At 45.9% G+C, this 26,489-nt stretch carries 20 protein-coding genes; 14 read left to right on the plus strand and 6 right to left on the minus strand.

Features of this window, described 5'->3' with window-relative positions; genetic code table 11:
- Positions 1-157: 157 nt before the first annotated feature.
- Together MKY98_RS01515 and MKY98_RS01520 are read right to left on the minus strand one after the other, a co-directional pair.
- Positions 158-3,598: a GH36-type glycosyl hydrolase domain-containing protein gene (locus MKY98_RS01515; protein ID WP_069010108.1), complete on the minus strand. Its 3,441-nt coding sequence runs from the start codon at positions 3,596-3,598 to the stop codon at positions 158-160.
- Between the two features lie 25 nt (positions 3,599-3,623).
- The gene (locus MKY98_RS01520) at positions 3,624-5,786 is read right to left on the minus strand and encodes a glycoside hydrolase family 3 N-terminal domain-containing protein (protein ID WP_081317505.1); all 2,163 of its coding nucleotides are present in this window, start codon (positions 5,784-5,786) and stop codon (positions 3,624-3,626) included.
- A 601-nt stretch (positions 5,787-6,387) separates the two neighbouring features.
- On the opposite strand from MKY98_RS01520, the gene MKY98_RS01525 reads away from it, so the two are divergent.
- Genes MKY98_RS01525 through MKY98_RS01535 form a run of 3 tightly spaced genes read left to right on the plus strand, consistent with a single transcriptional unit; the run spans position 6,388 to position 9,435 of the window.
- Positions 6,388-7,641, plus strand: a complete 1,254-nt coding sequence (locus MKY98_RS01525; protein WP_029516846.1) for a sugar ABC transporter substrate-binding protein — start codon at positions 6,388-6,390, stop codon at positions 7,639-7,641.
- Positions 7,642-7,677: 36 nt separating this feature from the next.
- Positions 7,678-8,562 carry a carbohydrate ABC transporter permease gene (locus tag MKY98_RS01530; RefSeq protein WP_013308374.1) on the plus strand — a complete coding sequence of 295 codons (885 nt, stop codon included), beginning with the start codon at positions 7,678-7,680 and terminating at the stop codon, positions 8,560-8,562.
- Positions 8,563-8,574: 12 nt separating this feature from the next.
- Positions 8,575-9,435, plus strand: a complete 861-nt coding sequence (locus MKY98_RS01535; protein ID WP_370682672.1) for a carbohydrate ABC transporter permease — start codon at positions 8,575-8,577, stop codon at positions 9,433-9,435.
- A gap of 94 nt (positions 9,436-9,529) precedes the next feature.
- On the opposite strand, the gene MKY98_RS01540 is transcribed toward MKY98_RS01535, so the two are convergent.
- Positions 9,530-10,207, minus strand: a complete 678-nt coding sequence (locus MKY98_RS01540) for an RNA polymerase sigma factor (protein ID WP_318628192.1) — start codon at positions 10,205-10,207, stop codon at positions 9,530-9,532.
- Between the two features lie 127 nt (positions 10,208-10,334).
- Here MKY98_RS01540 and MKY98_RS01545 point away from each other — a divergent pair, with 127 nt between their 5' ends.
- The 11 genes from MKY98_RS01545 (at position 10,335) to MKY98_RS01595 (ending at position 24,055) form a co-directional block, all read left to right on the plus strand.
- Complete coding sequence (locus MKY98_RS01545; protein WP_069010104.1) at positions 10,335-12,077, plus strand: ABC transporter ATP-binding protein; 1,743 nt, start codon at positions 10,335-10,337, stop codon at positions 12,075-12,077.
- A gap of 104 nt (positions 12,078-12,181) precedes the next feature.
- Positions 12,182-12,367 carry a CLI_3235 family bacteriocin precursor gene (locus tag MKY98_RS01550; RefSeq protein WP_080710748.1) on the plus strand — a complete coding sequence of 62 codons (186 nt, stop codon included), beginning with the start codon at positions 12,182-12,184 and terminating at the stop codon, positions 12,365-12,367.
- A gap of 71 nt (positions 12,368-12,438) precedes the next feature.
- Positions 12,439-13,893, plus strand: a complete 1,455-nt coding sequence (gene ccpM / locus MKY98_RS01555; RefSeq protein ID WP_245231681.1) for a Cys-rich peptide radical SAM maturase CcpM — start codon at positions 12,439-12,441, stop codon at positions 13,891-13,893.
- Between the two features lie 11 nt (positions 13,894-13,904).
- Entirely contained in the window at positions 13,905-15,029 is a 1,125-nt protein-coding gene (locus MKY98_RS01560) for a TIGR04066 family peptide maturation system protein (protein ID WP_069010102.1), read from the plus strand.
- Between the two features lie 13 nt (positions 15,030-15,042).
- Positions 15,043-15,318 carry a peptide maturation system acyl carrier-related protein gene (locus MKY98_RS01565; RefSeq protein WP_069010100.1) on the plus strand — a complete coding sequence of 92 codons (276 nt, stop codon included), beginning with the start codon at positions 15,043-15,045 and terminating at the stop codon, positions 15,316-15,318.
- 157 nt (positions 15,319-15,475) lie between these two features.
- Entirely contained in the window at positions 15,476-16,258 is a 783-nt protein-coding gene (locus MKY98_RS01570; protein ID WP_069010098.1) for a muscle M-line assembly protein unc-89 Uncoordinated protein 89, read from the plus strand.
- Between the two features lie 148 nt (positions 16,259-16,406).
- Complete coding sequence (locus tag MKY98_RS01575) at positions 16,407-17,993, plus strand: S8 family serine peptidase (RefSeq protein ID WP_069010096.1); 1,587 nt, start codon at positions 16,407-16,409, stop codon at positions 17,991-17,993.
- A gap of 308 nt (positions 17,994-18,301) precedes the next feature.
- Positions 18,302-19,816, plus strand: coding sequence for an arabinosylfuranosidase ArfA (gene arfA, locus MKY98_RS01580; RefSeq protein ID WP_029516837.1), 1,515 nt, complete (start codon positions 18,302-18,304; stop codon positions 19,814-19,816).
- A 420-nt stretch (positions 19,817-20,236) separates the two neighbouring features.
- A complete protein-coding gene (locus MKY98_RS01585; RefSeq protein WP_069010094.1) occupies positions 20,237-22,132 on the plus strand; it encodes an HSP90 family protein in 1,896 nt (631 codons plus the stop codon).
- Between the two features lie 24 nt (positions 22,133-22,156).
- Positions 22,157-23,218 carry a hypothetical protein gene (locus tag MKY98_RS01590; RefSeq protein WP_029516835.1) on the plus strand — a complete coding sequence of 354 codons (1,062 nt, stop codon included), beginning with the start codon at positions 22,157-22,159 and terminating at the stop codon, positions 23,216-23,218.
- An 87-nt stretch (positions 23,219-23,305) separates the two neighbouring features.
- Positions 23,306-24,055 carry a glycerophosphodiester phosphodiesterase gene (locus MKY98_RS01595; protein WP_069010092.1) on the plus strand — a complete coding sequence of 250 codons (750 nt, stop codon included), beginning with the start codon at positions 23,306-23,308 and terminating at the stop codon, positions 24,053-24,055.
- Positions 24,056-24,219: 164 nt separating this feature from the next.
- On the opposite strand, the gene MKY98_RS01600 is transcribed toward MKY98_RS01595, so the two are convergent.
- The 3 genes from MKY98_RS01600 to MKY98_RS01610 form a co-directional block, all read right to left on the minus strand.
- Complete coding sequence (locus MKY98_RS01600; RefSeq protein ID WP_069010090.1) at positions 24,220-25,047, minus strand: class I SAM-dependent methyltransferase; 828 nt, start codon at positions 25,045-25,047, stop codon at positions 24,220-24,222.
- Positions 25,048-25,188: 141 nt separating this feature from the next.
- Complete coding sequence (gene galU, locus MKY98_RS01605) at positions 25,189-26,070, minus strand: UTP--glucose-1-phosphate uridylyltransferase GalU (protein ID WP_023986636.1); 882 nt, start codon at positions 26,068-26,070, stop codon at positions 25,189-25,191.
- A complete protein-coding gene (locus tag MKY98_RS01610; RefSeq protein ID WP_069010088.1) occupies positions 26,067-26,489 on the minus strand; it encodes a GtrA family protein in 423 nt (140 codons plus the stop codon). Before MKY98_RS01610 ends, galU begins: the two co-directional genes overlap by 4 nt.

Here is a 26,489-nt window from a genome sequence, read left to right on the forward strand (position 1 = left end):
TCACCTCCTTGTCGTCCGTCTTATCATTGCTATTGTATATTCATTATTAACCACATATCTATTCCAAATGTCGTAGTCCTACACCTAAGCAGCAAAGGGCGATCCCGCAAGATCGCCATCCCTTTGTTGCCTATACCAGATTAGCATCAAAAACTCTTTATAAAATAATCTCCAGACGATGTACACCATCATGCTCTGCTAACGTCTGCTCGAAAACCTCGCGTTTGATGCGTAAGGCACCGGAGCGGTAGCGATTATCGCCGGCTGGCTCGCTTTCCAGTGGTGTTCCATTCAATACTACACGGCCCTGCTCACCGCCAGTATGCTCTTGCAACATACGGTAGACGAAGGTGATCGGTTTCCCTGCAAAGGAAAACTTAAATTCCAATCCGTCGAGATGATCCGGCAGCACAGGGTCCAGGATCAGGTCTTCGCCTGACTGACGAACACCAAGGACATTCGATATCAGCTGATTCATATAGATTCCCGGACCGCTGGAATAGATTCTCCAACCGCCTTTGACGGGTACAGCTCCTTCACGCAGTTCACCAAACCGTTCCTGTGCTTCATAGCGGGAATTAAATTTACCGTCCGAGCTACTGAAATAGGCGTTGCTTTGGCGCCATTCGGCATTCGGTACGGACGCACGGATGCCGACCGGATTGATGAGCTTCAAGCTATGCCAAGCGTCATCCTTGCGTCCCAACTTGGCCATCGCTTCCGCAAAGCGGATATGGGCATGCACATATTGCAGCCCGACTTCACGTCCAAAGTTGGCCGCTTGCTCTGCGCGCTTGAAGTGCGAGCTCACACCGCCATCATACTGTGCAGGACGGTTCATCAGACGCACACCATCCGGGCAGAGGAACTGCTCACGGATGAGTTGCTCATGAGCCAATGCTTGCTCAGGCGTGAGCAGCTGGCTGATCATGCTGCGCGTCATCGGCAGCAAGCGGTAATGGATTCCCGTCTCAGTGTCAGACGGATGGAGCATCAGCTTAGGTTGACCGGGCTCTTCCATATACACGAAGCCCGGAATAATTCCGCTCTCCAGCATGTAGCGGTTGAAGTCTTTACGGATGCCATTGGCCATCTGATGTAGATCTTGTGCAATCTTGTCGGCTTCGCTTACTACACCCGCGGGGGCCTGCTCCAAAGCTGCAGCAAAGTTACTAATAACTTGGTAGGTGAGTGCAACCGTCCAGCTGCTCGCCATGTATTGCTTCAGCTGTGCATTGGCTGGCTGGAGGGTATCGTCCCAATCGCCGTCGCCATAGGCCGACAAATACGTATCATGCAGGAAATTATCTCGAATGTATTCGATTTCCTTCAGGACATGTTCCATGAGAGTCGCGGTCTGCTTGGTATAATCGAAAGTATGTCGATGGGTGTAAGGTACATTTTCTTCCAGAATACTGTAATCACGGGTAGCGGTCAAATAATCGCCCAGTACCTTGAGCGGCCAGACGATAATATCCCCATGGCTTTCTTCTTGCTGCACGTGAGTATAGTTGTCAAACATAAACCATTGCGGCCAGTTTCCGCTGTCCTCGTACTGATGGCTGAAGACAGTCAGCAGAATGGAACGAACCTCATCGAACTTTTGCACAGCTGAGAAATATTCCACAGGCCCCTGACACACATCGCGTGTTCCCCAGGCTGCACCGCCGTATTGCTCCAGACCGTGAGGTACAGAATAGTGAACGAGCATATTATGGGTGTACCACCAAGCCACTGCGTTCACACGGAACAGCTCGCTTGTTTCATGTTGACCCAGCGATAGATGGAAACCGTTCATAAGCTCGGCAAAATATGCCCGATAGTGCTCGCGCTCATCTTCAAAGGAAGCGTGACGCTCTTTGTGTGCTGATTCTTGCCCGGCTGAAAGTCCATTCAGCCAACCCTGCACGGTGCAGGTCCATTCGCTGCTGTCACCCAGCTCTAGCACAACCAGAGATGCATCAGGGGAAGCATTACCCTGTAGCAGTGCGTGAGCGTCGCTCACATGCTGTAATGGAGCGCCTTCTATGTGCATTCGGTACAGCAGGTCGGGATAGGCTTCGGCACTTAGGGAAGCAGAGTCTGCCCGGAAGAGTAAGGCGTCGCCTTCACGTTCCATATGAAACGGAAGCTCATATTCGTTCACATGCATAGACATTTGCTGAGTGATGAGGAACGGATAGGTTTTGCCACTTGCCGCACGCATGTGAAGCCGTACTTCTGGGCTATCGGCATTCGTATAGTTTGTAATAATGAATGTATCGTCAGCCGTTTTGTAGTACCAGCGCACATAATTAAAGCCAATCTCGAACAGGGAAGGCATCGTGAGCAGGCGGTATTTCCCTTGGATTCCGACATAAATGCGCTGACCGGATGTCTTGGGAATATTGAGCGCATTACGCGCGTTGGTAATCATTTTGTTGAAATTCGTATTGCCGATTACGAGCTGGGAATTGAACACTCCGTACATATAGGAGGTGGTTGTAATGGTTTCTTCCTTACCTCCTGAGTAATGCCCGCCCATTAAAATGTGCCCGTGGGGACGCTCTACACGAAGCTCTTTGGATTTGAGTACAACATGCTCATAGCTGTCCGTGAAAAAGGAAAGGAGTTTATTGCCATCCCATTCTTCTTCCTGCCGTTTGGGGAAAAGTTGATTCACTTCGGCATCGGTGAAGTCCAGCGTACGCAGCGGCTCACCGATGGTTTGAGCTGGAGCCACACGCCCTGCCTGAAGATCGCTTGCCGCGTGTGTCGGTATGCTGGTCTCAGAGGCGTCTGCTAGAACGGCAGTTACTTCGTCGCGTGCCTTTGTCACCAGTTCCTGATACTCCAGCTTTGTCACTGCGGCTGGATGATTGGGCTGGAAAAGACCGTAAAAAGTAAAGCGAGCTTCCCCGGCAAGTTCCACTCGCTCGGACTGCAATGCGGTATAGGCGAATTCGTATTGGCATACTTCATTGGCGAGCGAGTCGCGACGGAGTGCTTCCGGCTCATTCGTTTCCTTGTACGATAGTCCAAAGAACTGAAAACCGTCAGTCGAGTAACCAACAGTGCGGGTTAACGAGCCTTGTTGAATGTATGGGAATGTCTGACTTTGAGGCTGGTTTTGACGTGAGCAAACAGTATAGCCTCTTTGTTCATTATGGTAGACGGTGTGGTCAATATATTGAGACAAATAAGCTTCATTACTGCGTACAGCAGCGGTATCGGCAATGCCGATATCCTGACCGTACACGACATCTGCTTCCACGTCATCGCCCTGTAGGGTTACATCCCAGAACCATACTCCCAGGCGGCTTAGCGTGAAGGTCACCTGATAGCCTACACCAGCGGTGAAACCTTCCCAAATAATCTGCTGATCTGTTTGTCGGATGACTCCCGGTGAGCGAACTCCAAGCAGGGGAGTGATACTTACACCGGATGGACGGTACAATCTCAAGTACAGATTGTTCAGGGAACCATCGACTGAATTGGTCAACAGCTGGTTGATCATCGTTGAGCCATGGGCGATCTTATACACATCACCGCTGCTCAAGAAGGTAAAAGACAGGTCGCCGGCCCGCAGCAAAATATTTTGATCCAGACTTGTATTCATCAAAGGGAACGCCTCACTTTCTTGTTTATTTCACTAACCGAAAACGGCTTTCGCTGGTATCTCGGCTGTTAGGTCCTGTAAAGACGGCAAATTCACCGCTGTCACTGCTGAAGCTCAAATCTGCATGATGATAGCGCAGCTGAGGCTCGGTCAATGCAAATTCCACTTCCCGGCTTTCGCCTGGGGCAAGAAGGACTTTGCAGAAATCTTTCAGTTCTTTCATTGGGCGAACCGTATCACCGCTGATATCACGAACATAGAACTGGACGGTTTCTTCGACTGGACGTGTTCCTGTGTTCGTTACCTGCACTTTCACGGTCAGTTCCTGACCAGGTATAAGGGTATCGCCGGAAAGCTGTACGCTATCATAAGCGACATCGGTATAACTCAGTCCATAGCCAAACGGGAATAAAGGTTCGTTCGGTACGTCTAGATATTGAGACACATAACGTTCTTTTGTATTCGGATCTAACTGCGGGCGTCCTGTATTAAAATGATTGTAGTACACGGGCACCTGTCCGACCGATTGCGGGAATGACATGGTCAGGCGACCCGTAGGTTCGGCATCACCGTACAACAAGTCGGCAATCGCCGCGCCGCCTTCGCCACCAGGGAACCAGGCTTCCAGTACAGCGTCTGCTTCTTCAATAACACCGTGCAGATCCAACGGACGACCATTAAATAATACGGCTACCATAGGCTTGTTCAGCGTCTTCAGGCGCTTCACCAGTTCCAACTGGGCTTGTGGCAGGCGAATATTGGAACGGCTGCCTGCTTCACCACTCATATCCGAGCGCTCTCCAAGCGCCAACACGATAACCTCTGCTTGGCTGGCAACTTGCAGAGCTTCTGCATATTGCTCCTCAGTTATATCGTCGATAGAGCAACCTGTCGCAACCGTGAGCAGCGAGGAGGATATTTTCGATTGGAACCCGTCAACAACGCGAATAGCTTCCTCTTGCGAACCGCTCCACGACCAAGAGCCCAAGATATCACCACTCTCTGCAAAAGGCCCGATCAACGCAATATGTTGATTGCGATTCAATGGAAGAACGGAATCATTTTTGAGCAACACGCAAGATTTAATAGCTAATTCTTTGGCAACCGTACGGTGAGCTTCACAGAACACAACTTCACGTTCACGCTCAGGGTCTGCGCCGCGTAGCGGATTTTCGAACAAGCCCAGCTTTTGCTTGAGCTTCAATATACGCATTACTGCTTCATCAATGAGCGCTTCATCCAGCTGTCCGCTGCGAACCAGTTCAGGCAGATGCCCGTTATAGCAGGAGGTCATCATTTCAATATCTACGCCAGCCAGCAGTGCTTTCTTCGCTGCCTCGCGCTCATCCTCGGCGATGCCGTGAGGGATAAGCTCCTTGATGGCGGCCCAATCCGAGATGAGTACACCATCAAAGCCCCATTCATCACGAAGCAAATCACGCATCAGGCGCTTATTGCCCGTTGCGGCTACGCCTTCTACGGTATTGAAGGACGTCATCACCATTTCGCAGCCTTCATCTAAGGCAGCTTTGTAGGAGGGGAGATAATACTCTCGCAGCTGCCATGCGGATACATCTACAGTGTTGTAATCCCGTCCGCCTTCACCAGCTCCATATGCGGCAAAATGCTTCACGCATGCGGCCACCCGGTCGGTATCGTTCGTCAGATCTTTACCCTGAAATCCGCGCACAAACGCACGGGCAAATTGACTGTTGAGATGAGGGTCTTCCCCAGTAGATTCCATCACACGGCCCCAGCGCGGGTCACGCACCAGATCGACCATAGGGGCGAATGTGACGTGAACACCGGATACAGCCGCCTCGCGGGCAGCAATGGTAGCGCTCTCTTCTGCCAGCCGCATATCCCATGAGCAACCAATAGCCAGCGGTATAGGGAAAATCGTTTTGAAGCCATGTACAATATCTGCCATAATTAAAAGCGGAATACCCAGACGGTTTTTACTCAAATGAGCCTGCTGAACACGAATTGCTTCCTTGGCCCCTGCGATGCCAAGCACGGAACCGACGTTATGGACATTTTTCTCTGTGATGCCAAGAGAAGCCATAGGGCCGGTAATTTGACTATCTGTTCCCGCTTCTTCAAAGAAGGCACCTACAAGCTGTAGCAGTTGATCAACTTTTTCTTCAAGCGTCATGCTTTCTAAATAGGAATTCAGGTGTTGTTCCATCATAATCCTCCATAAGCTGTATTGTTGGTGGACAGCTCTCTTTTTCAGATTCATGAGATTTTTTGGATAAAGATGATTCAAAAAAGTGCTAAAAAGGCTAATAGCTAGTATAGAAGCATAATGTTCTGTCGTATTATTAATCGAAACGTTTCTATTATTGAACTCAGTTGGATTATATACGCTTTCAAATACAGAGTCAAATCCAATTCAGGGTCTTTTCATAGGTTAAATAACGTAATAAAGATGATATATATGAAAAAAAGTTGGTATTCTGAACAAATAAAAAATAATATTCCTATTGAATACGGTTTCAATTTGTTCTATAATGACTATCGAAACGTTTCTATTGAAGGGTATGGTCCTTGTGCTTTGAACATAAGTGTTATAGCGGTATGCTTTAATCGCTAGGTATTTACATGCATCAGGATTTTACAAAATTCGATTCTTGTCGTTTCAAAGTGCAATATATGGACGAATTAAACCATTTCGTTCTATATAATGTTCATTGGAAGTTGCTTATTGAATTTTTGCAAAGTCCTCGTATTTGAATCCGTTATCATATTGCATGATCGGTAAACCGGTCATCTCGGGAGGAATTCGTATGATGAAAAGAACGTTAGGGATCATTTTGGCAAGTACCTTATTACTGGGGGGCGCGCTGGTGGGCTGCTCGTCCAAGGATGATTCGTCTGGCAAAGATGCGAGTGGCAAGACGACCATCACCTTATGGGGTATGGGAGCGGAAGGAAAGCTGCTGCCTGAAATTGTGAAAGGTTTTGAAAAGGAAAATCCGGATATTCATGTTGAGGTACAGGCGTTGCCTTGGGATAACGCTCACGATAAGCTGCTGACAGCAGTTGCTTCAAAATCCGGTCCGGACGTGGTTCAGTTAGGTACATCATGGGTTCCAGAACTTGCGTCTGCGGGTGCATTGACGGATATTACCCCTTATATCAGCAAGTATCCTGAGCTGGAATCGAAGAATTTCTTCGAGGGTGCTGTAGGTACGACAAAATTTGAAGGAAAACCGGTCGGTGTGCCTTGGTACACTGAAACGAGAGTTTTGTTCTACCGTTCTGACCTGCTGAAACAAGTCGGATATAATGAAGCACCTAAAACGTGGGAAGAGCTTTCCGATGCTGCCCAAAAGCTGGCGGCTCGGGGCAAAGGCAAATATGGTATCTCCTTTAGTGCAAAGGAGCAGTCTATGGGCTTTATGTTTGCTCTCCAGAACGGTTCCAAACTGGTTGACGAGCAGGGCAATCCGCTGTTCAACCAACCACCGTTTGTAGATGCTGTGAAGTATGTAAATACCTTTTTCCAAAATGGCTCTAACGCAGTGGATATTGGAATTGACTCCGTTCAAGGTTTGCAAGGCGAGGGGATCGTTCCAATGTTTATCAGCGGCCCTTTCATGATTAAAGAAATCAAGAGCAAGGCACCAGAACTGGAAGGTAAGTGGAATATAGCGGAGCTTCCTGGAAAAGTAAACAACCTGTCCGTTTTGGGTGGTGCCAACCTTTCAATTATGAAATTCAGCAAGCATCCAGAGGAGTCAGCCAAATTCCTGGCTTACATGAGCAAACCAGAAACGCAGCTGAAATGGATGGATCTGTCCAGTAACTTGCCTGCGACTACTAAATCGTGGGAAGATGCCAAACTGAAGAGTGATCCGATGCTTCGGACGATTCGCAAACAGCTAGATCATTCCGCAGCATTGCCGCAACTGGCTGCATGGGAAGAGGTTTCTCAACAATTTATCAAGAGCTTCGAGCGTATTTACCGCGGTCATGCCGATGTACAAAAGGAAATGGATGACTTTAATCAGCAGGCTGCAAGTATTATGAAAAAATAATGATCCATATCCGCCATTGTCAAAGGGAGTGAAGGCATGAAAGGAAGCTCGCAGAAGCTTGCGCCATACTTGTTTATCGGTCCCTCCATCATCCTGTTAACGCTGTTTTCGCTGTTGCCGATACTACTGGCGCTCGTGATCAGCTTCACGGATATGGATCTGTCCGGACTCGTTAATTATGATAGTATTCGCTTTATAGGTCTCGAAAATTATACAAACGTACTATTGGACCCTTCCTTTATAAAGTCCCTTGGTAATACCCTGTTCTTCGTCATCATAGGTGTTCCGTTGGTGCTGATATTTTCGCTTAGCATCGCGATTCTGATTAACATGGGTAAATCACGTGCTTTCAAAGTATTCCGCGTCGTGTTCTATCTACCGTCCGTAACGAATGTAGTTGCGGTCGCGGTCGTTTGGAGCTACTTGTATAATCCGACGCTTGGATTATTCAACTATGTACTTGGTTTGATGAATTTAGGTCCCGTCCCATGGTTGACCGATCCAACAGTTGCGAAAGTTTCGTTAATTGTGTTAGCAGTTTGGCGGGGCATCGGCTTAAACATGATTATCTTTATTGCGGCTATTAAAGGGATTCCGGGTTCTTATTATGAAGCGGCTCAGCTTGACGGTGCCAATACATGGCAGCAAATTCGTTATATTACGCTTCCGCAGCTTCGTTACGCTATTTTCTTCGTGTCCATCACAACGATGATCGGCTGGCTGCAATTTTTCGAGGAACCGTTTGTCATGACCAAAGGGAAACCGCTCGATGGCACACTGACGGCATCCCTGTTCATTTACAATAACGGCTTCCAATTTAGTAAATTCGGGTATGCCGCGGCGGGATCGTTCATTCTGTTCTTCGCAATCATTGCGGTGACGCTGATTCAGTTCCGTTTGCAAAATAAAGCGGAGTCCTGATAGAGAGAGGTGATGAACGTGAAAACAGCTGTTCAGCAAGCCCGCGCCAATACGCGCAGTGGTGAAAAAACATTTCAATGGTTCGTGGCGACTCTCCTGACCGTGGGAGGTCTGTTGATGGTGCTGCCTTTTGCGTGGATGATTTTATCCTCCTTTAAGACTGAGGGCGAGGTAACCCAAATTCCCCCGACCATCTGGCCGCAGCATTTTACACTGGATAATTTTAAATTACTATTCGATAGCATGGCTTTTGGAACCTATCTGACGAATACGCTGATCATTGTTTTAGCTTCTTTCTTCGGATTATTCCTGAATGCCATGGCGGGTTATGGCTTTGCCAAATTCCAATTTAAAGGCAAAGGGTTTCTGTTCTATCTGGTACTAGCAACGATGATGATTCCAGGTCAAGTGACGATGATTCCCGTCTATTTGATTCTGAACCAGATGGGATTGACCAATTCCATGCTGGGGATTGTCCTGCCTGGATTGGTAGGCGCGTTCGCGATCTTCCTGTTCCGGCAGTTCATGTCCGATATCCCGGAAGAACTGCTGGAGGCGACACGTCTGGATGGAGCAGGGGAATTCCGCACTTTTCTACAAATTGTGCTGCCCATTTCGACGCCAATTATCGCAGTACAGGCCATCCTGACCTTCATCGGCGGATGGAACAGCTTCTTGTGGCCACTCATTATTGCGAACGATGAGAAGCTGTACACCTTGTCCGTCGGACTGTCACTGCTTAAGGGACAGAACGAAAGCCAATTTGCCCTGCAAATGGCAGGTTCGACCTTCATGGTCGTTCCGATCATGATTATCTTCATTGTTTTCCAAAAGTATATTATTGAGAACTATACGATTTCGGGGATTAAGTAATCGTGTAGTGTGAATACAATTCATAGTCACAAGAACGGACAGCGGAGCTTCCCTTTGGGAGAGGGGCTCCGCTTTTTTGCTTTCATGGATAAATTTATATATGAGTTAGGCAATATTGATGGGACAATGTACGAAGTTTTCTTTTCAGTCTATAGATTCGAGTCGTTGTAGCCGTAACCGAAATATTATATTTGACAGCAAGGAAGGGCACAGCCAGTTGTCGACAAAAGTAGTCTTCATAGAGCGTATATTCATTGTTGGAAAGCTGCATTAGTATATTAACGATAACCGTATCCACATCTCCCAATCTACGATTTTCCCACTCCTCCTCTACCGAATTTGAATAACTACAGATCTTCTCACATTCAAGCGTAGTTTCATGCTTTTTTTGTGTATAGTAGCACCTAAATGATTTATATATAAGATTTTTAGCCGTGAGGTACAGCCAACCTTTTACATTGGGGTGTTGTTTGAGCTTGACCAGTTGCTGTCTTGCCGCTACAAAAGTATCTTGTGTACATTCTTCTGCCATAAATGTAAAGCAAGACTGATTCTTGACTAAATGCATACAGAAACGGTATACCTCGCTCAGATAAAGTTCACAAATTTTTCTGTAAAAGCATCTGGAACTACCTCTGCACTGATCCTCTTTGCAACAGTCGATAACCATCGTGGTCGGCATTTGTTCAAGCCCCCTTTGGACGGATAAAAAAATAAGTGATTTTTGTATGTGCCAATCATATACATTAATTCCAATTTTCAAGAATGACATAAATCATATTTAATCTCGTAAATATGGAATTACTAGAACAGTTAAAAGATGTTTTAAGGTGATTTTGATTCTGATACGGAATTAGTTAATAGGGGGAGAAGGTACATCTGATGAAAGGGGGAAAAGGATGAAAGAATCCATAGTATATAAACGTCTGGTGGCAACATTTAGGCCTTATCTGAAGACGGTCACTATCATTTTGATATGTCTCATCCTATCAGCGGGCTTGAATATATTATTGCCTTTAACAAGCAAGGTTATTGTGGATCAAGGTCTTCTGAAAGGGAATATGCAGGCTGTAATCCTGTACACTTCTGCTGCGTTTTTAATCGTTTGCTTGGACAAGCTGCTGAATGTGTGTAAAGAAACCTTTCGGGCAGGTTTAAGCGCACAGGTTACCTTTTCTTTATTTGAAAAAGCGTATTTACATCTGACAAGAGTACGAATGAGCTATTTTAACCGAACTAATGAAGCGGAGTTGCTGAACCAAATTGGCACGGATGTAGGCAATGTATCAAGGATCACAGATAGTGGAGTATTTTTTGTAATTATGCAGGCGTTCAGCATGATTGGTGGTTTATGTGGTTTGCTGCTCATTAACTGGAAAATGACTGTAATCGTGCTGCTTTTTTTACCCATCAAATATGTTGTGGTGAAGTACTTTGTGAAGCGTAGAAAAAAACTGGTAGGGGATTTTATTGAAGGCAGTAGTGATTTTGCCCAGTGGTTTGGGGAATCTGTCGGGGGCATGAAGGAGCAGCGAATGTTTGGTCTTATTCCACATAAGCATCAGCAGTTCTCAACCAAGCAGCGTCGAATTGTAGATTCAGAACGGAAATTGTCACTTCTGGACGCCTGGAATATCGCTTCGGAATCTATTTTAATTCAGCTTCTAATGATGCTTGTGTACGTTGTGGGAGCTAATCTTATCTTTCGTTTACAGCTCACTGTAGGGGGGATTTTTGCCTTTGTTTCTTACAGTGCTTATGTTACCACTCCTGTTTTCGCTATTTTAAACATTGGCTACATGCTGGCTGAAGTCGTTCCCTCCGCCATTCGATATTATCAGTTCTTGGACTGGGCAGAGGAAGAGACATCTAATTCAGTCACCCCAGCGTCTATACTAACTGAGCCGCCATTCGAAGATCACATTGCATTTCATCATGTTTCTTTTTCTTATACCAAGGATGAACCCGTCCTATCCGACGTGAACTTTAGGATTGCCCGAGGGGAAAAGGTAGCTATCATTGGAGCAAATGGGGCAGGGAAGTCTACGCTGCTGGATTTGATGATGAGATTCAGCCAGCCTGATCAGGGGATAATCACCTATGACGGCATTGACATCCAAAGCTATGAAATAGATGAGTATCGAAGTCAAATAGCTTTGGTCAGTCAGCAGGTGTATTTATTTGATACTACTATTTTTGGCAACATCCGCATAGGCACAGAAGTCACTAATGATGCAATAGAGGCTATTATCGCGGAGATTGGCCTGGAAGAATTGGTTCAGAACTCGGCAGATGACTTCCTCATAGGCTCGAACGGCTCCAGATTGTCGGGTGGGCAAAGACAGAAAATTGCTATGGCCCGGGCATTGATCAGGGAAGCGTCATTGTTTATTCTCGACGAGGTGACCTCCAATCTGGACACAGAAGCTAGGCTAAATGTTCAGCGATTGTTGAAGACCCGATTGCGTGACAAGACCGTAATCATCGTTACACATCGCAGCGAGATATTAGCGCATGTCGATAGAGTTATTTTGTTGGAGAACGGCGAACCAGCCCAAATAGGATCACACTCCCATTTTATGACCTGTCATGCGGAATACAGAGGATGGGTATTAGAGAAAGAAGAGGTCCCCATAAAATGATGAAAAAAACAAACGCATTCATAGTGTGATTTAACACCATGTACGGAATTAGTATAGGTGAACACCTTTTTAAATCATATCATGAATGGGAGGAGTAGTTTAACATGCGTAAGCTTGTGAAAAGAAGCGCGAATGTAGGCGACACGATTGAGGCATTTGGCTGTGGTTGTTCCTGTTACTGTCCTTGCTCCTGTTATTGCGCAGGCAGTCTGACTCGAAGCTCCAATACATCGCGAGAAAGTGACGGTTCTTATCGCAGAGATAATGGAACTGGAATTGGTAATTATTAAGCTTATACCTGTATGGAGGAGCCTGGACATTCCAGGCTTCTGTCCACATCAAAACAGAGTAGGTGTGAATCATGAACATGTGCCAACCCTTTATATACACATTTCAAACGAGACTCCACCATTATGTATATGATGTAAATACTAATTTAATTTTGCGGATTAAAGAGGAGGCTTATCATTTTCTGAATTCGCATTCCAGCTTCAACCTGGATCAGATGGAGGCTACACCGGAATTGCAGCAGTATATCCGTGACTTGTTGGATAACGGATTTTTATCTTCACAGCGTCCGCAGATTATGAATCATCCCAAGACAAAGCACCTGGAGCATATGCTTCAGCATCAGCTGAAAACCCTCACCTTACAGGTAACTCAAAATTGTAATCTTAGATGCTCTTACTGCGTTTATTCAGGAGGATATGACAATCGAGGTCATACGAATCTGATGATGGATTTTGAGACAGCGCGCAAGTGTATTGATTTTGTCATTGATAGATCAGTAGACAGTGACCGTCTGGATTTCGGTTTTTATGGGGGAGAGCCGCTCATTAATTTCCCGTTGGTCAAGAAATGTGTCGAATATATCAAGGAGCAGGTGGCGTATAGAGATGTAGGTTTTCATTTGACGACCAACGGTACGCTACTTAATGACGATATTTTGGACTTTCTGGATGAGCATCGTTTTGTACTTACGATCAGTCTGGATGGAGATCAAGAGAATCATGATAGAAATAGACGATTTGCTGTTAACGGACGAGGCTCCTTTGATACCATTATTGCCAATGTAGATAAAATTAAGAGAAATTACCCGGACCTCTTTGAATGGATTAATTTTAATGTAGTGCTGGATACCCGTAATGATTTTGGTTGTATCAATGATTTTTATACGAATTATGAAACCTTCGAAAGTCTGTACAGTGTAAGGTCCTCCTACATTAACGATGCTTATGTGAAGGATGAAATTTTGTACAGGAATGAATTTATTGAGCAGAGGGGCTATGAGGTAGTTAAAATGATGCTTTCCAAATTTGGGAGAGTAGATGAAAGCCATGTCTCGAAGCTGATTAAGGACTATTATATTCAGATATATTTCCGAATGTTTCATTATAGAAAGCCTTCTGCGGGGATGCCGATAGAGGCGCATCATGGCGGACCCTGTGTGCCTGGTGTACAGCGATTGTTTGCGGATGTGCATGGAAATCTGTATCCATGTGAACGGGTCAGTGAGCAGTCGGAAGTGGTGCAGATTGGAACGGTGGACACGGGCTTTGAAGTGGATAAAATCAACCGGATTTTGAATGTAGGGACAATCACGGAGGATGCATGTAAAAACTGTTGGAATTTCCGCTTTTGTACGTTGTGTGTTGCTGTAGCAGATGATTTGCATACCTTGTCCAAGGAAAAGAAGCTGAGTCATTGTTCGGTAGTCAAAAACGATATTCGGCACACCCTACTTGATTATTGCATGATGAATGAGCTGGGCTATGATTTCTCCGAGGATACGATTCTCGATTTTGAAAAAGCATGAGGGGTGTCTCCATGACCAATAAATTAATCATTTTTCCGTTTGATTATGAAACGATAGCCCTAGTTAGGAACTTGAATCTATTAGGAAGTTATGAGGAAGTTGTCCTTATTTCTTTTCAAGGGTCGGGGATGATCGGGAAAGATGCCTGTGTAACGGACAAGGGGGAAGTGACAGGCTTCATCGTGAAGCCAGAGTCTTGTTTGGAGCAAGAAATGGAGCGTTGTGATGCTATATTACTGGTGAAATCCAATTTCAAGCTGGATGTAGCTGAGGTGTATCTTCCCGTGATCAAGAAGGCTGGACAACTTGGCAAAAAAGTCATGTGTAATTTCACTTTGCCAGACTCATGTATGGAATTCATCGAACCCTGTGAGGAGCATGAGGACAAGCTGATTTTAAAAAATACATTTGATGTACGCACGAAAGATATTTTACCGCCTGACCCGGGCTCTGTTATTCATGATTTTTTTACACCGGTTCTATTTGTATTAGGGTTGAACGAGCGAACGCATAAGCTTAATTTACAGTTTAACCTTCGGCAGAAGCTTGAAGCACAAGGATATCGGGTGTCACAAATCACATCTAATGGATGCGGGGAGCTGATTGGTGCACATTCTTTTCCACAGTTTATGTTTGAGAGCGGTATGACGGAAACCCAGAAGATTATCATGTTTAATCGGTATTTGAAAAAAATAGAGCAGAGCGAAAAGCCTGATCTAATACTCGTGGGCATTCCAGGTGGGATTGTTCCTTTTAACAATACGTTCACGAATTATTTTGGAGTAACCTCTTTTTTGGTATCCCGTGCTGTCAGACCGGATGGACTGATCTGTTGTCTTCACTATGATGAATACAATATAAAATATTTGGAGCATGTGAAACAGTACATGGAAAACCGCTTTTCCTCTTCCTTATTGGGATACGCCATATGTAACAATGTATTCGACAGTTACTCTTCTTCCACGGTCAATATGCAATATGCATCTGTTGATCATCGTTTCGTGGAAGAGAAAAAACAGGAATTTTCCAATTATTCCGTGCCCGTACTCCATCTGTCCAACGATGAAGATATGAATAGGCTGACGGAGAATATTTTACATTATTTTTCGGTTGATCATCATGTAGTTCAGTTGTAATGGAGGGAAGAACATGAACTTTACTCAGGATGTAACGGGAACAGGAATGACACTGGAAAATATATTTTGGAAGCTTTTTAAAATAAAAGCGGGCGAGATCAATAAAGAGGCTACATTACTGGGGCCTGATATGGGGTTGTTCCCCAGGGATCTGGTATATCTATTATTTGAAGTGGAAAAAAGTTTTGCTATCCTAATTCCGGAAGAGCGTATAGTGGGAGGGGGGTTGCTTACATATAACAGCTTGTATGAGACGATAAAGGGCTGCTTAACAGTGGAAAAGGAATGAAGGATTTGTGAAAATGATGATAAAACATACAAAAACATACAAAAATATCCGATATACCTCTAGAATCACTTATTTCAGGATTTTGCAAAATTCGATTTCAGTCGCTTACTCGATTTTTGAAAAAATCCTCATTTAGAAGAGAATTGGAGGTTTTAGGATGAATGTATCATTTACATCATCTCACCAATCGCCGTTCCGCACCGCAGATAACAACCGACTTGAACTACGGCATCCCTTTTCCGCTCAGGCTGAAAAGAAGGGTATAGGCAAGCCACAAAACAAGGTTATTCAACAATTGACAGAACAAAAGCAAAATTTGATGGAGAGGCGTTCGGACTATTTAAGTAATGCGCTCAAGCGTGGTCTCGGTCCAGAAGCTGTAAAAGCTGAAATGGAAGAGATAGATAAACAGATTCAGCAAATTGACGAGAACATTCAAAAGCAGTCACTGGAAGAGCAAAAAAAGGCTTTAGGCATGGATGAGGAGAGTAAAAAAGAAGCTCAAAAAGGTAGAAAGGAAGAATATACGCCTAAGACTGCTGAGGAGCAGCAGCAAAGATTGGTCACCTATACAATGCATAGTGTTGTATCTGCAAACAATGAGTTGAAGAGTGCCAAAATAGCCAAAACGGCACAAATCACATTGGGAAGCGAGGCTAAGGGGTGGGAAAACGCTAACCCTGCAAAATCAGCGTCTTTGCGTGAAAAGGCAGAAGGACTTAATGGAAAGATCATGGAAATCGCTGCGAATATTAATGAGCGTATCAGTGAAGCAGTGAATAACGAACCGATGATTACAGATCGGGTTGAACCTAAGGAAGAGCAGGAGGCAAATCCAGAGGCAGGCAGGGTGTGGACTGAACAAGAGCTCAATGCTTATCTGGACTCGGCCAAAGACGGGGCGAAGACTGCAGGCACGAAGGTGAATATTGCAGTCTGATCCAGCTATTATGTACATGGTTTGCTAAATTAGGAGGGTGCTTTCAGACGAACGCTATCGTTCGCAGAGGCACCCTCCGCTTACTCTAATAGAACGGAACAGAGCCGTGAGATTCATTCCACAATCCGAAGAGACAGGGGGAGAAAACATGAATGGCAAGATTCATGTAGCCATTATTGACGACGGGGTTAATGCTGGCTTTTTAAACACCCAATTATTATATAACGTCGAAATAGCTCATGGAGACGTAGAAGATGGACGTACCTTAAATCACGGTACGCTATGTGCAGCTATTGTACAAACGTATTTTCCAGATGCGATCATTAGCAGTGTAAAAATAATGAACCATAGAAAAGGAAATGCAACTCAGCTTTGTGCTGCGCTGGATTGGTGTGTAAAACATGGTGTACAGGTAGCAAATATCAGCCTGGGGAGTATAAATTATCGAGATCGAAGCATGCTGCGGGAGGCTGTAAATGATGCAGCTATGGCGGGATTAATTATAGTATGTGCTGCACAAAACGGAGGACTTCTTACTTATCCGGCCTCCTTTGCCAATGTGATTGGTGTGCGCTGCGATCATAGCGGTATTCTCACAGCAGGACAATATACATATGATGCTGAGTTAGCATTCTCAAGCGGTATCGATTTTATCGCTTTTGCCAAGCATGAACTAGTAGGTGCAGCTGGAGAGGCTGTACAATGTCCCAACAGCAATAGCTATGCCACTCCATTGATTACAGCACACATATGTAAAGTTTTGCAGCAGTCCAAAGCTGTTCCTTCCATAGAACAGCTAAAACATATGTTACATAAGTATAGCTATCTTCCGATACAGGATACTAAATTACCCGTAATGCGTTACGGACATCCGGATTGGATACGGCGCGCCTATGTGTTTATAGAGGAGTGTGCAATTAGTTCGAAAGCACCCTATTATTTTCAGACCCAATGTGAAGCTCAACCCTCTGGCGACAAAGTTGCCGCGATCATCGAACAAGCCATCCTGCGGGAGCGAGAACAACAGGATACAGCGCTCGAAGGTGGACAACGGGTATGCGACCTGACAGATACGATTGTCTTGCTAGGGGAAATGGAGCCAGTGAGCTTGCAGGAAGTGGAACAATTGGCTTCACGGTATGGAAAACATGTCGTCTATATCTCTAAAAATCAACGACACACCCCATCACTGAATTTTTCATCTTGCTATTTGCGCTGGTGGCAGCAAGAGGAGGGGCTCTTTATGGCGCAGGAGGAGGCTAGCTCAATAGAGGATTCACGCATTCCGCATATTTGTATTTATTATGATAAGGGCATTGACATTATTTATTTTTTGCATGAGTTGAGAGGGGCCTTTGCCCGGGATGAATACCAAAGCTGGATCGCGGTGGACCAGTCCGCGGCAGTGTTGCATGATATGGAGTATACGCTCCCTTTGGATGCAAGCAATGGATTACAGGAACTGTTATATAATGCGGGTAAAATGGCATATAACGCTTATACGGATATTGCTATTTTGTGTGTAAAGGCTGCGAATACTGAGGATTGCACCAAAGAACGAGTTTTATTAGGCGTAGATATTGAGCTTTCTTTGCTGGTGAAAGTGGAAACTGAAGGTATTTACATATCTATACGGACAGAGCAGGGATATTTGAAAGAATGGGTCCTCTCAGACTTAAACGCGGGCGATATAGGTGGTATTTATACATATTTAGAACAACTGTTGGTAGACTGATATTCACTATTTAAAACAGACTGCAAGATACGGCAGTAGCACTATTTTGAACGCACCTATAATCCGTTATTATTATTATTTGGCAAAGTGGTTATTCACTCAATAAGTTTGTTTATAAAACAAAATATTTAGAAATACGTAACCAATTGCTTATCGTTTATTATAAATGTTAATGAATATATTAAGTATTTAATGATAATATTGACTATAATAAATAGGGTGTGTTATATTAAAACCGTAAATAAAACGGCTTCTTAATCTTGGTGGTAGAAAGGATTTTATTTTCGCATTCAGAGAGGATGGTTTAGGTGGCAGCAGCTGTAAAAGCAAAGATGATTGTAGACAAATCTTTTCGTATTGCTGAAGTCGATAAACGCATTTATGGCTCTTTTGTAGAGCATCTCGGGCGTGCCGTATATGGCGGTATTTACGAGCCTACTCATTCAACTAGTGATGAAAGCGGTTTCCGTAATGATGTTAAAGAGTTGGTAAAACAGCTTGATGTTCCTATTATACGCTATCCGGGCGGTAACTTTGTATCCGGTTACAATTGGGAGGACGGTGTCGGCCCTGTCGCGTCCAGACCTAGACAGTTGGAGCTGGCGTGGAGAACGGTCGAGCCAAATGAAGTAGGCACGAATGAATTTTTCAAATGGGCCAAGGATGTAGGTTCCGAAGTCATGATGGCGGTTAATCTGGGTACACGCGGAATTGATGCTGCGCGTAATCTGGTCGAATATTGCAACCACACAGGCGGCTCCTATTGGAGTGATCTACGTCGTAGTCACGGGGTTGAGCAACCACATAAGATTAAAACCTGGTGTCTTGGTAACGAGATGGATGGCCCATGGCAGATTGGTCACAAGACAGCAGAGGAATATGGCCGTCTGGCTGTTGAATCTGCAAAAGCTATGAAGCTGATTGATCCTGACATTGAGCTTGTATCCTGTGGAAGCTCCAGTTCCACGATGCCAACGTTCCCGGAATGGGAAGCAACCACACTGGATCATACCTATGAGGTAGCCGACTATATTTCCTTGCACCAATACTACGGCAATCATGACAATGATACGGCTAATTATCTGGCACGCTCTATGGATATGGATCATTTTATCCATACGGTCATTTCGACTTGTGACTATATCAAAGCAAAGAAACGCAGCAAGAAAAAAATGATGCTCAGCTTTGACGAATGGAACGTATGGTACCACTCCAATGATGCGGACAAAAAAATTGATCCGTGGTCTGTGGCACCACCGCAGCTTGAGGATATCTATAACTTTGAGGATGCATTGTTGGTAGGCAGCATGTTGATTACGTTCCTGCGCCACGCGGATCGTGTGAAAATGGCTTGTCTCGCCCAACTGGTCAACGTTATTGCGCCAATCATGACCGAGAATAGTGGAAAGGCGTGGAAACAAACGATCTTCTATCCGTATCTGCATGCCTCCCGTTATGGTCGTGGGATATCGCTGATGCCTGTCGTGGATTCGGAAAAATACGACTCCAAGGACTTCACAGACATCCCTTATCTGGACAGCGCTGTAGTTTATGATGAAGAGGGAGACGCGCTGACTGTCTTTGCAGTGAACCGTCATTTGTCTGAATCGCTGGAGCTGACAGTAGATGTACGCAGTTTTGAAGGCTACCGCATTGTCGAGCATACTGTATTGGAGCATGATGATCTTAAAGCGACCAACAGTCCAGCCGGTGAAAAAGTTACGCCTCACAACGGCGGTAACGCCAAGCTTGATGACGGAATTGTAAAAGCTCATTTGGGCAAAGCATCGTGGAACGTTATCCGTCTCGCTAAGTCTCATTAATTCTCTTCTGTAAAAGGGTACAGCTTCGACTGTACCTAAATAAGCTCGCATTCTCTCTTGTAAGAGTACTACAAGAGCGGCAATGCGAGCTTTTTGCGTAAAATGAGCCATTTGTCCCTCCATAGATATAGGGTTCTGAGAGAAGGGTGGATTTTAAATAAATATTATGTTTATTACTAAATTTAACTAGACAAAGATGATCCTTATTCACTAAGTGATCGTACTCCGTACATTTTTGTGAAGTTAATTAGACCCAGTGCCAGACTTCCCGGGTGAAAAAAGGCCCTGTTATATCGTTATCAACGTACTGATACCTGAAATGCAGGGTGTGCAATCCGACTTAAATCCACGTTATACTTTAAAAGACAGTCTATTTAAACCAGATGATGGCAGTAGCATTTCGAGAAAGGAATGATCTCTATGAGTCAAACAGACCAATATCGTTTTCAAGTGAACTTGGGCGGTATGATTGATATTTTGGCCAATCATTTATATAGCAGTCCACGAGTGTTTATACGTGAGGTTCTGCAAAATGCAACAGATGCGATCACGGCTCGCAAGGAGCTGCGGAAGGTTGCTGCTGAAAGTAAAGTATTGAAAGAAGACAAGACCCTTGAAGCTACAGCTTCTGAGAGTAACAACTATGAAGGCAAAGTCATCGTAGAGTTATCTGGTGCCGGGGAGCAACAGGTATTGATGATTCAGGATAACGGCATTGGGTTGTCAGAAGAAGACATTCACCGTTTTTTATCGATTATCGGTCAGTCTTCCAAGAAGGGAGCCGATTTGCTGGCTTCTGAGACTTCGTTTATCGGACGATTTGGGATTGGGTTGCTATCCTGCTTTATGGTGAGCGATGAAATTGTGGTGCTGACCCGCTCGGTGAAGGAAGGCGTCTCCATGGAATGGAGAGGGAAGCCGGATGGGACGTATACGATTCGTCGATTGGAGACCGAACTGCCTGTAGGAACGCAAATTTATTTGCGCTGCAAGCCGGGAAGTGAGTTTTATTATGAGCCGGCGCATGTAGAGGAGTCTTTATTCTATTATGGTGCGTTGCTGCCGTATCCGGTCATGCTGTCTGTAGACGGGGAGACCAAGCGCGTCAATCTTCCATCGACGAGCTGGATGCAGGACCCAGAACAATTACGGAGCCGCCGTAGTGAGGTGCTAGATTTAGGCTATCGCCTGATGGGCGAGCGCTTCAGTGATTTTATACCGTTGCGGACGGCATCGGGCAGAACAGGCGGGATTGCATTCATTTTGCCTCGTAGTGTTAATCTGAACAGCAAGCGGCTGCACCGGGTGTACTTGAAGCATATGTTGGTGTCCGATAAGGCGGAAAATGTATTGCCAGAATGGGCATTCTTCATTAAAAGCCTGATTTGGACAGATGAATTGCAACCAACGGCATCACGTGAATATTTTTATGAAAATGAGCAGCTTGATGCGGTTCGTTCTGAATTGGGGACCTGTATTCGGGAAGAACTGCTACGCATGGCGGAATATGAACCAGACCGTTTGCAACACTGGATTCGTTTGCACGAGCTGTCCATGAAGGCGCTCGCGGTCGAGGATGATGAATTTCTGCGGATTATGCATCGCTGGTTTTCCTTCGAAAGTACATTTGGGCGGCGTGAACTGAGTGAACTGATCCGAGAGGCGGGCGGACGTCCGTTGCATTACACATCGACAGTAGATGAGTATCGTCAGATTACGCATGTGGCGGCGGCGCAATCCATGTTGGTGATCAATGGCGGCTATATTTATGATTCAGACATTTTGGAAAAGCTGCATTGGATTGACCCTAACCTGCAAACAGAGCGTCTTAGCCCTGAGGAAGTATCTCTATCATTTACCGGGCTAACACAGGAAGAGCGCGAGAATTATTACGGTGTACTACGTGTCATGGATGCTGCTTTGCAGCCAATGCGTTGTCGCGCTGAGTTGAAGCGTTTTGAGCCTGCGAGTTTGCCAGTATTGTATACCATTTCTCAGGATGCACTGACCTTGCGCTCCATGGAAAACACGGTTGAGGAGACAACCTCACTTTTTTCCAATGTGCTTGATAGTCTGAAAGCAGGAGTCCAGCAAAATTCGGGCTACTCCACTTTATACTTTAATCTGAACAACCCGGTGGTGGCCCGAATTCTTGAAGCTACCGATACGCAGATGGTTACGGCTGCTACAGAAATGATGTATGTGAATGCGCTTATGATGGGGCACTACCCGATGAACCGCAGTGAATTGGGACTGATGAATCGCAGTGTACTGCATTTTATCAATTGGGGATTAGGGAACGGACAGAATACGTAATTGCGTAATTAAGGGAGGATTCAAATGGAAGAGACAATATATGAATTGATGGAGCAGGCGCAGGATATGCCCGGAGGGGCGGCAAAGCTGGCGATTCTGGAAGAGGCTGTTCGCTTGGCAGACACTTCCGGATTGAAGGAACTCGCTTATGAAATTCGGGGAGAGATTGTAGACTGCGCTATTTTTAACGGATATCCATTGAAGTCGCTGATTGCTTTTTCGTGGCAGTTGGGCCAATTTGATCAAAATCCAGAGGAATACGACGCAGATGAGCTGTTGTGGAATTACAAATGGATACTTGGGAAGGTGTGCAGCTTTTCCAATATATCGAAGACTCAAATAGAAGATCTGGCGGAGGATATGCGCAGACGTTATGCCGAATACGGGTATAATGAGCGTCCATATTACTATTATAAGTTCCGCATCGCGATGGACATGGGAAATCTGGAAGAAGCACGGCGATATCTGGATACCTTCCGCTTGATCGAACGGGACAGTATGAGTGATTGTGAAGCCTGCGAGCAGAGCCAAATGGTGCGGTTCTACTACTTGGCCGGAGAGGATGAGCAGGCGCTTGCCGTGGCAAAACCGATTTTGTCGGGTCGTATGAGATGTGCAGAAGTGCCGCATGTGACGCTCTCGCAGGTGCTATTGCCGCTTTATCGTCAAGGCGAGGTTGATCAGGCAAAGGAGCAGCATCGTAAAGGCTATCGCCTAGTCCGGGATGACCGTGACTTTCTGAAAACGATAGCAGAGCATATCGAATATTTGACGATTGCTGATCCGGTTCAAGGGATCGAAGTGGTAGAGCGTCATCTACATATGGCGCTAGACTATGAGAGCGGGCTGGAGCAGATGTATTTTTACGCGACGATGGTGAGTCTGCTGCAAAAGTTGGATACTTCGGGAGAAAAACGGTTGATCCGGTTGCCGGCTTCCTTGGAATGGGGGAAAGAGGAGCGCACATTGACGGAAATCATTGCGTATTTTAGGCCACTGGCAGAGTCGGCGGCGGCTGATTTTGATCGACGGAACGGGAATACGTTTTATTCCGAGTGGATCGGGAAAATTGTTCAAACGGCATAGAAGAAGTGTAGCTGTGACGAATATTTTATACTGCCCAAACAATGAGCAGGTATAATGTTCCTGTGAAATGACAGGAGGGGTTATGTTGTGACTGTAACCGAAAAGGTGATTAATTTCGCGCACCGCGGAGCTTCAGGTGTATGTCCTGAAAATACGATGGCGGCATTCCGCCACGCCTTGGAACTGGGAGCAACAGGTATAGAGACGGATGTGCAGCGTACCCAAGATGGGCATCTGGTGCTGATTCACGATGAGTCGCTGGAGCGTACGACAGGTTGCTCACTGGATGTAAGGGATATTACGCTGGAAGAATTAAATAAATTGGATGCGGGCGGCTGGTTTGGTGAGAAATTTCGAGGTGAGCGGGTCCCGATGCTGGATGAGCTACTGGAACTAGCCCAATCCTCCTCGAATACAATTATTAATTTAGAGTTGAAAAACAGCATTTATCTCTATCCGGGTATGGAGGAAGAGGTCATTGCTGCCGTGAAGCGTTTTGGATTAGAACAGCAGGTAATCATATCCAGCTTTAATCACGAATCGCTGGCGCTCTGTGCGCAGCTTGCTCCTGAAATCAAGACGGGGGCGCTGTATATCGAAATTATGGTCCGCCCATCCGAGTATGCCACCCAATTCGGGGTTACCGCACTTCATGCCTACAAACAAGTGGTTACACCAGAAGCTGTATCAGAGGCTTTGGCATTAGGCGTCGTCTACCACCCATGGACGGTGAATGAGCCAGAAGAAATGAAGCGACTGCTGGAGGCCGGGGTGAACGGCATCATCACGGACTATCCTGATCGGTTGGCGCACTTATTGGCTGTCCGCTCTTCCTAGGTTGAAGACACAGTGGAACTGCAACTAAGGTTTGCAGGGATATGAGCGTGGCTATTTATTGAAGAAAAAGACTCTCCTGTACGCACTCGTTTTTACGAGGTGAGGGAGAGTCTTTTTTGCCCTAATCCGAAGAGCGCGTCATCCACGATGACCTTGATTTCTTTCTACTTGATGCCGAGCCGCATACGATAGCTGAACAGGATGTCTAGTGTTCTGCCCTGAAAATGATTCTCTACCTGCTTCACGAAGTGGGCTATATCTTCGTCAAGCGCTCGATTGCCAAGTTTGAAAAGACTTTGAATACCCCCTTGGCTGAGAGCGAGCCCTGTATAACGAGCTGCGTCACACTGCTCACGGTTGTGGAAAACAATCTCCCGGGTATATCGGAATTGTCCGCTGCGGTGCAGATTAGCTAAATGCCGATCCTTGCTCCATTTATGAGCTTGCTGCTCTACTGGGGCTTCCTGTTCCAAAAGGGTATCCGCTTTGGTGATAAGCTCTGTATAAGCTTGCTCTATCTGCCATTGCAGCACCGGAGGCCAGTCACAGTCAAAGGCTGCGAACACGCCGCCCTGAGCCAAGACCCTGCCCGCTTCCTGAAGCGTGCTCTCGGGGTCCATCCAGTGAAAGGATTGAGAGCAGGTGATGACGTCTACAGTTCCGTCCTCAAAGGGCAGGTTGTTGGAGAACCCGCTTTTGAAGGAAATGGTTCCTGCCTTTGTCGTTCCTGCTGTCTCCAGCTTGTGCTGCGCTTTTCCTCTCATGTCCGAGTTAGGCTCGATACCGACGACTTGCCGAGCGGCGTTTTCCCATATGAAAGTTGAAAGTCCTGTACCGCAGCCAATATCGGCAACGAGCTCTACGTTTCGCTCCAGATAGCGGCTGACGATTTCCACGACGAGTGACGGTGCTTCCGGGCGGTGCTGATCGTAGTCGTCGGCAAAACCGCTAAAACGATCTACGTTGCTTTGCAGATTTCCCTCAGGTATTATAGGTCCTCTTCCTCCTTAGTTTCGACCGGGCGGCCGAGCAGATTCAAATGCTGCTGTACTCCTACATTGTACAGGTTTACATGTTCATCCATCTACTCTCGTGATTTCACAGCACCCGTCGGATTTCGGAGGGGAAATTCCCTATTTTATCATTGAAGCAAGCGCCCACTCGCGCATCATGGAGTCAAGCATTGGACGCAAATCTTCGCGTTGCATACCCATGTGGAGCACGGCTTCCAGATATCCAGCTTTATCTCCAATATCATAACGTGTGCCTTCCAGTTCCAATGCGAGCAGTTGGTTCTGCAATGCTACCTGATGGAGTGCGTCTGTCAATTGATATTCACCGCCTGCCCCAGTGGACAGGTTTTCCAATATAGAGAAAATGGAAGGCTCCAATACATACCGACCAATGACTGCCTGCCGCGAAGGGGCATCTGCCGGAGAAGGTTTTTCAACAAGCCCGCCGACTTCGTGGATGAGACCGTTCTGGTGAGTAGAGTCAATAATGCCGTATTTACTCACATCTTGTTCTTCCACCGTGCGCACGCCGACCACTTGCTTGCCAGTCGCCTCGTAGACATCCATCATTTGACGGATCGCCGGGGTGGAGGAATTCATAATATCATCGCCCAGCAACACGGCAAAGGGTTCATCGCCGATGAACTGACGAGCGCAGCTTACCGCGTGTCCCAAGCCGAGAGGTTCTTTTTGACGGATATAGTGAATGACTGCTTTACCCCCGATGCTTTGAACTTCACGCAGAAGATCGTATTTACCTTTGCTCTCCAGTACCTGCTCCAACTCCACAGACTTGTCAAAATGATCCTCGATGGCTTTTTTATTACGCCCCGTTACGATAATGATGCTCTCAATTCCGGACTTGATAGCTTCTTCTACGATATATTGAATAGCCGGCTTGTCTACGATGGGAAGCATCTCTTTCGGTAAAGCTTTCGTAGCTGGTAGAAAACGGGTTCCTAATCCGGCGGCTGGAATAACAGCTTTTGTAATTTTTCTCATAGAAACTCACTTTCCTTTCGGGATGGGGAACCAAATACCCAGTATCGGCTCCCCATATAATTGATGATCATTCCGGCTGCGGTGGCGATCAGCTTGTCTAAAGCAAGTGGCAACTCGGTTCCCGTGTGGAGCACTTGCAGTAATAGGGAGGTTATCCCTAATACGACCAGGTTGATGACGATAAATTTGGGTAATTGACGCTTGTTTGTGTCGTTTGATAGTTGTTTGTTGAATGTCCATTTGCTGTTCAAAATATAACTGTTGGCTGTGCCGCAGCTGTACGAAATGATCTGCGCTACAATGACCGGCACTCCGCCCCAAGCTAGCAGCATAAAAATAATATAATCTACGCCTGTATTCACCAGACCTACAATGCCAAATCGAATCATAGGAAGCAGCTGGGCCATGCGACTTTTCAT

It is taken from the genome of Paenibacillus sp. FSL M8-0228 (genome assembly GCF_038007385.1).
Classification (GTDB): domain Bacteria; phylum Bacillota; class Bacilli; order Paenibacillales; family Paenibacillaceae; genus Paenibacillus; species Paenibacillus polymyxa_D.

What these genes read in the sequence shown, in the direction of transcription:
- MKY98_RS01520 (WP_081317505.1), bottom strand. Translation starts at nt 5,786, where the DNA reads ATGGAACAACACCTGAATTCCTATTTAGAAAGCATGACGCTTGAAGAA.
- MKY98_RS01550 (WP_080710748.1), top strand. Translation starts at nt 12,182, where the DNA reads ATGCGTAAGCTTGTGAAAAGAAGCGCGAATGTAGGCGACACGATTGAG.
- MKY98_RS01560 (WP_069010102.1), top strand. Translation starts at nt 13,905, where the DNA reads ATGACCAATAAATTAATCATTTTTCCGTTTGATTATGAAACGATAGCC.
- MKY98_RS01535 (WP_370682672.1), top strand. Translation starts at nt 8,575, where the DNA reads ATGAACGTGAAAACAGCTGTTCAGCAAGCCCGCGCCAATACGCGCAGT.
- MKY98_RS01590 (WP_029516835.1), top strand. Translation starts at nt 22,157, where the DNA reads ATGGAAGAGACAATATATGAATTGATGGAGCAGGCGCAGGATATGCCC.
- MKY98_RS01585 (WP_069010094.1), top strand. Translation starts at nt 20,237, where the DNA reads ATGAGTCAAACAGACCAATATCGTTTTCAAGTGAACTTGGGCGGTATG.
- galU (WP_023986636.1), bottom strand. Translation starts at nt 26,070, where the DNA reads ATGAGAAAAATTACAAAAGCTGTTATTCCAGCCGCCGGATTAGGAACC.
- MKY98_RS01540 (WP_318628192.1), bottom strand. Translation starts at nt 10,207, where the DNA reads ATGTCATTCTTGAAAATTGGAATTAATGTATATGATTGGCACATACAA.
- MKY98_RS01515 (WP_069010108.1), bottom strand. Translation starts at nt 3,598, where the DNA reads ATGAATACAAGTCTGGATCAAAATATTTTGCTGCGGGCCGGCGACCTG.
- MKY98_RS01545 (WP_069010104.1), top strand. Translation starts at nt 10,335, where the DNA reads ATGAAAGAATCCATAGTATATAAACGTCTGGTGGCAACATTTAGGCCT.
- MKY98_RS01610 (WP_069010088.1), bottom strand. Translation starts at nt 26,489, where the DNA reads ATGAAAAGTCGCATGGCCCAGCTGCTTCCTATGATTCGATTTGGCATT.
- MKY98_RS01565 (WP_069010100.1), top strand. Translation starts at nt 15,043, where the DNA reads ATGAACTTTACTCAGGATGTAACGGGAACAGGAATGACACTGGAAAAT.
- MKY98_RS01525 (WP_029516846.1), top strand. Translation starts at nt 6,388, where the DNA reads ATGATGAAAAGAACGTTAGGGATCATTTTGGCAAGTACCTTATTACTG.
- MKY98_RS01570 (WP_069010098.1), top strand. Translation starts at nt 15,476, where the DNA reads ATGAATGTATCATTTACATCATCTCACCAATCGCCGTTCCGCACCGCA.
- ccpM (WP_245231681.1), top strand. Translation starts at nt 12,439, where the DNA reads ATGAACATGTGCCAACCCTTTATATACACATTTCAAACGAGACTCCAC.
- MKY98_RS01575 (WP_069010096.1), top strand. Translation starts at nt 16,407, where the DNA reads ATGAATGGCAAGATTCATGTAGCCATTATTGACGACGGGGTTAATGCT.
- MKY98_RS01530 (WP_013308374.1), top strand. Translation starts at nt 7,678, where the DNA reads ATGAAAGGAAGCTCGCAGAAGCTTGCGCCATACTTGTTTATCGGTCCC.